Below are 5,949 nucleotides of genomic sequence, written 5' to 3' on the forward strand. Positions count from 1 at the left end.
ATCCAGATGAACCCAGTGGCGATTATCCAGATGAACCCAGTGGCGATTGATTAAATAAATTGATATGGATTTAAAATTAAAAAAAGACAGGTATTCAATAGTTGTTTACCCTCAAAGAAAAAGTATTAATGAAGTAAGTGTTTTAAAAAATACACTCGCAGAAAAAATTGGCTGGTATAGCAGTAGAAACTCAGAGGCACATGTTACGATTGCTCTGTTTGAAGCAGATAAGCATGAGTTGGATTTTTACATATCGTATACTAAAGACTTTTGCTATGCTGAAAAACCTAACTTTGTGATGTTTGATCAGTTCATTGCTTCGGAAAAAAACGGAGCAGTTGTTGTTTTACCTAACAAGACTGCTAAACCTTACTTGAATAGCCTTTTTAAAAGATTTAGACAAGGCTTGAGATATAAGAAAGCAATAAATGGAGCTGCTGCCCATATCTCTATTGGGAGAAAATTACATCCCGAAGATATTGAAATAGCTCAAGACCTGTTCGAAGAAGTTAGCTTGAATTTTTTATGTAAAAAGATTGCAATTCGTAAATTTAATGATGAGAAAGGACAGTATGAGGTCATTTACGAATTTTGTTTTTTAGGAAATCCTCCTAAACAAGGACAACTTTCATTCTTTCAATAGAATACACTCGCTATAACCCATAGTTGTAAGATTGCTTCGTTCCTCGCAATGACGACCTTTCTTTTGGGATGTATTAACGCTAGCGCCGCGAAGTATCCGGTGGCGATTTAAGGACGACGGATTGTCATTCTGAGCACAGCGAAGAATCTTTTTCACATCAATATTTAAAACCCATTTACCATATGAGGAATAGAAGTTCTTTAAGCTTATATGTTCCTTAAATGCCTTATATGGTAAAAAAAACTAAGACTCATTTCTAATGAACATACAAATAGCCTAACCATTTATCATTTAGCAGTTAAAATATAATTTCATATTTTTAACCATGATCCACTTTAAAGCAGAAATAGAGCGTTTCGAAACCATGGGCGAAAAAACCGGCTGGAGTTATGTCTTTATTCCGGCAGCACTGGCCAATGAAATCAAACCAGATTGTAAAAAGAGTTTCAGAGTAAAAGGAAAGATAGATCAGTTGGAGATTAGCGGTATGGCAACCATCCCGATGGGAGAGGGCGATTTTATTATTGCTTTAAAAGGTGAAGTCCGTAAAAAATTAAGAAAAGAAGCCGGAGCAAGTGTCGAACTCTATTTAGAAGAAGATAAAGATTTCAAAATCGAAATGCCCGAAGACCTCGAAATCTGCTTATCAGAAGAAGAACATTTAATTCGGAATTTTTTAAAACAGCCTAAATCGCACCAAAACTATTACATCAACTGGATCAATCAGGCTAAAACCGAGCCTACACGTACCAAAAGAATCGTAATGACCGTTAAAGCCATGGATAAAGGGCAAGATTTTGGTGCAATGATCAGGGAATCGCAGGGGAAGTCTTAATTTATAGTCCTAAGTCTATAGTCCTTAGTCCTGGAACCGAAAATACTACTCATTGATTGCTTGGGTATTGATGGCGGAACAGATACAGTATTCAAAATAACAGTCAGTGGATGTTGCTTGCTGTACAAACCCTTCGGTATTAAACCCGGTAGAGCGGAATAGCCCACAGCGAAGCGAGGACTATAAGCGATAACGGGACTGTTGTTTCAGAAGAACCTGTGTACGCCCATTTTCAAATTATTAAACAAGAAGTTTTATATATAAACTAAGACTCTGGTCTTCGGATTTCGGACTCCCTTTTATAACTCCTAAACCAGCTCCAAATTTTCATTTGTATTACACCTAAAAAAGCTTCCCTAAAAATACGGGTACTCATTTTTGATGTTCCTTCGGTACGGTCGGTGAAGATGATTGGAACTTCGACCACTTTGAAGCCAAATTTAATGGCGGTGAATTTCATTTCGATCTGAAACGCATAACCAACAAACTTAATTTTATTTAGTGGAATGGTTTCTAAGACAATTTTGCGGTAACATTTAAATCCGGCAGTAGCATCCTGAATGTTTATACGGGTAATCATACGTACATACATTGAAGCAAAATACGACATTAAAACCCTGCCCATTGGCCAATTTACCACATTTACACCCTTAACATACCTAGAGCCAATGGCTACATCAGCACCGTTTACACAGGCTTCGCGTAAGCGTGAGAGATCATYGGGGTTGTGCGAGAAATCGGCATCCATTTCAAAAATGTAAGCATAATCGTGTTGTAATGCCCACTTGAAGCCGTAAATATAGGCTGTACCCAATCTTCTCGTTGTAGGTGGGAATGATGACTAAACTATCTGACACGTTTGTTGTGGTTTTTAATAATGTAAGCTTCCTGTGTTTATATATTTATTACACTTTGCTTTTAGACTGCGAAAGTAAATATTTAATATGAAACCTTTATGAATTTTCATTAATAACCAATGATTCCTATTCTTGAACTTGTTTTATTAATAGTTTTATTGTTTTTAAAACTTGTCAGTCTGAGCGTAGTCGAAGACCTTGCCTAAATATTTTCAGCTGATTTCGCGGATCAATGCAGATTATCTTTCAAAATTTTCTGTTGGTCCGGATTTGTAATCCGGATCGTTGTCCTCCAGTTTTGTAATCTGGTTTAGCAGTTTTGCAAGGATTACAAATCCTAAGTTCATAAGACGGGATTTCAAATCCCGACTAGCTCTTGAAGTTGTTTTTAGCTTTTGCGGCTCAAACCAATATTCCTAAACCCGATCGGCGTGTAAAGCCCGAAGACTGAAGCATGAGGGCGAGGACTTGGAACAAGAGCGGGACAGCAGGCCTCCAAGAACCACTGTCCTTTCATTTCCAAATCTTACAGTATATCAATAAATAATCGTTTTATAGATTTCTTCCCGAACATTCGGGATCGAAATGACGATCCCTTTCTTACCTCACCTCTTGCATTAACTTTTTAACCAGTTGCGAGAAAATAATCAGCGCCAAACCCGCAATTAATGAATATAAAGCCAATGCTTTATAACCTTCGGTATAAGCCATTAATTTAGTTGGCAACGATGCATTATCAATACTCGACATTTCTGCGCCTAATTTTCCGGCAGCCAATTGTCCGAAAGCACTTGATAAAAACCAAAGGCCCATCATCATCCCGAACATTTTCTTTGGCGAAAGTTTAGTAATGATCGACATACCTATCGGGCCCAAACAAAGTTCGCCAAGGGTTAATAATAAATAGGCTAATGTAAATATATTTAACGAGCTAATGCCCTGTACATTGGCGAAGAACCTGGTGGCGTAAAACACGTAGAAACTCAAAGCCAGTAAAAGGAAGCCGATTCCGAATTTTACAACCGTGTTCGGTTCTATTTTACGTTTGTATAAACCTAACCACAAAATACCAACAATCGGACTAAAAACAATAACAAAGAACGAGTTAACGCTATTGTTTACCACATTCGGATCGATATTGAAAAAGAGGATTTTATGATCAAGATTGTCCTTCGCAAATAGCGATAATGAACCGCCACTCTGCTCAGATATGGCCATAAAAATGAAATAACAGAAGATAAAAACAAAAGCTGCCAGTAGTTTATACTGCGCTTTTTTATCTTTTATTTTAAAGGTTTCATACAAGAAATAAACCAGGGCAATAATGCCTATCGTGTACATGAAATAATCGGTAAAAGCCGTATTTTTTACCATGATATAAATCAGTGGAATACAAAGTATCGACCCTATGTAAACGACTATTTCCCATAACTGCTGTTTCGATTTTTTAAGATGCAGCAAAGGCGAATTCCCGATCGGGCCTAAATGTTTTTTTGTGAAAATGAATGTGCCCAAACCGAACATCATTACCAGTGCAGCAGACAAGAAACATAGGTGCCAACTGTAATACTTGCCAAGATAAATACACATGGCACCGCCCAATAATCCACCTACATTAATCCCTGCATAGAAAAGTCCATAACCCGCATCTCTGCGGTTGTCTTTCTCGTGGTATAATTCGCCAACCATTGATGAAACATTGGGTTTAAAGAAACCTGTTCCGATAATGGATAAGGTAATTCCAACATAAAACAGATCATGAGGAGAGAAGGCTAGGATTAAATTCCCGATAATCATCAATGATCCGCCCCAAAAAAGAGATTTTCTGAAACCTAAAATCTTATCGGCAAAAATACCACCTATAAAAGTAAAGGCATAAACAAAGGCTTGTATAGCACCGTACTGTAGGTTCGATTTTTGATCGCTTAAACCCAGTTGCTCAACCATAAAGAAAGCCAATACCCCGCGCATGCCGTAAAAACAGAAACGCTCCCACATTTCTACCAACGATAAATGCCAGAGCTGTTTCGGGTACTTTCCCTCAAAATTTTGAATATCTTCTATTGAAACTGTTTTTTCCATTAAATAGGTTTAAAAATTAAAAGCCCGATGGAGATCGGGCTTTATGTTAAATTTATTTTTTGATTAGTGAACGCCGTGCATCCATTTACGCAATATCGGACTTATAGCAAACATAATTAAGCCTGCAACAATAGGGATAATAGTAAATATTAAGAAGAAAATCGAAATGGAGTATTCTGAACTTATTTTGTCGATTAAGCCACCGGTAGTACCCGCTAACCAGTTACCAATCGCTGTACAGGTAAACCATACACCGAACATTAAACCTACCACTTTGGCCGGAGCTAATTTACTAACGTAAGATAATCCAACAGGCGAAACACATAATTCCCCAACGGTATGGAAGAAGTAAGCGAAAATTAACCAAAACATACTTACCTGTGCAGATGTAGCACCTTTTGCAATGTCCATACCTCCATAAGCCAATCCTGCGAAACCTACACCTACAAAAATTAAACCGAGTCCAAATTTTACAGGCCCACTTGGGTTAAATTTAGTTTCCCATATTTTAGACACAAATGGTGCAAGGGAAACAATAAAGAATGAATTTAAAATTCCAAACCATGAGGCAGGAACTTCTGTATTTAAAGCGGTAAATTCTTTTTCTACCTTCCAAATGGCTAATCCCCAGATGATTATGAAGCTTATTGCTGTGAAAATTATTGTGGCGGGATATTTTTTTGCGATTTTTGCCGCCAGGCTTAATAAAACAACAGTTACCGCAATGAGTGGGAAAATAGTAAGTATTGCATCAACCCATTTAAAAATTGTACTGGCATTTCCTGTCAAATTTCTCAGTGTATAATCTTTAGCAAAAATGGTCATTGAGCCGCCTGCCTGTTCAAATACCATCCAAAAGAAAATGGTAAAAATTGAAAATACAGCAACTACAGCTAAACGTTGATTGCTTACTTTTTTTGGTAAAACTTCATCAGTTGGATCAATTACTTTTTCTGTTTTATTTACAGCAGCACCTAAAACACCAAAGATTTTCTGTCCGAAGTAAAACTGAAGCATTCCGAAAAACATAAATACCCCTGCTAATCCAAAACCCCAATGCCAACCCACTTTTTCGCCGATATAACCGCACATTAACATTCCTAAAAAGGCTCCAGAGTTAATGCCCATGTAAAAGATGGTGTAAGCAGCGTCTTTTTTATCGCTTGTAGATGGGTAAAGTTTTCCTACGATAGAAGAAATATTTGGTTTGAATAGTCCGTTTCCAGTAATTAATAAAAATAATCCCAAATAAAAGAAATTGGTATTTGAACCTTCTAACGCCATTGATATGTGTCCAATGGTCATAATTAAAGCGCCTAAGATAACAGCTTTCCTGTATCCGGTCAGTCGATCGGCAATTAAGCCACCAATTATTGGCGTTAAATATACTAAACCTGTGTACCACGCGTAGAGTTGTAAAGCCTCTGGCCTTGTCCAGTGCCAGCCACCTTTACTTATTTCGCTTACTAAGAATAAAACRAGTAATGATCTCATTCCATAGTAGCTAAATCTTTCCCACATTTCTGTGAAAA

General features: G+C 37.3%; 4 protein-coding genes and 1 pseudogene. 2 read left to right on the top strand and 3 right to left on the bottom strand.

Going from position 1 to position 5,949, the window contains the following annotated elements; genetic code table 11:
* Positions 1–64: 64 nt before the first annotated feature.
* Together AC1DPQ_RS20675 and AC1DPQ_RS20680 are read left to right on the top strand one after the other, a co-directional pair.
* On the top strand, positions 65–643 hold the full coding sequence (locus AC1DPQ_RS20675; RefSeq protein ID WP_477583208.1) for a hypothetical protein: 579 nt from the start codon (positions 65–67) through the stop codon (positions 641–643).
* 325 nt (positions 644–968) lie between these two features.
* Positions 969–1,478, top strand: coding sequence for a YdeI/OmpD-associated family protein (locus AC1DPQ_RS20680; protein WP_477583207.1), 510 nt, complete (start codon positions 969–971; stop codon positions 1,476–1,478).
* A gap of 265 nt (positions 1,479–1,743) precedes the next feature.
* On the opposite strand, the pseudogene AC1DPQ_RS20685 reads toward AC1DPQ_RS20680, so the two are convergent.
* From AC1DPQ_RS20685 to AC1DPQ_RS20695, 3 genes and pseudogenes are all read right to left on the bottom strand, one after another.
* Positions 1,744–2,292 (bottom strand): annotated as a pseudogene (locus AC1DPQ_RS20685) (glycosyltransferase); the annotation flags it as partial.
* Between the two features lie 643 nt (positions 2,293–2,935).
* Entirely contained in the window at positions 2,936–4,417 is a 1,482-nt protein-coding gene (locus tag AC1DPQ_RS20690; protein ID WP_477585076.1) for a peptide MFS transporter, read from the bottom strand.
* Between the two features lie 63 nt (positions 4,418–4,480).
* Positions 4,481–5,949, bottom strand: a 1,469-nt coding sequence (locus tag AC1DPQ_RS20695) for a peptide MFS transporter (RefSeq protein ID WP_477610729.1), incomplete at its 5' end; no start/stop codon positions are given.

This window comes from Pedobacter sp. 01T416_2 (assembly GCF_056398925.1).

Bases quoted from the DNA above. Each gene is read 5' to 3' on its own strand.
- AC1DPQ_RS20680 (WP_477583207.1), top strand. From the start codon at position 969: ATGATCCACTTTAAAGCAGAAATAGAGCGTTTCGAAACCATGGGCGAA.
- AC1DPQ_RS20675 (WP_477583208.1), top strand. From the start codon at position 65: ATGGATTTAAAATTAAAAAAAGACAGGTATTCAATAGTTGTTTACCCT.
- AC1DPQ_RS20690 (WP_477585076.1), bottom strand. From the start codon at position 4,417: ATGGAAAAAACAGTTTCAATAGAAGATATTCAAAATTTTGAGGGAAAG.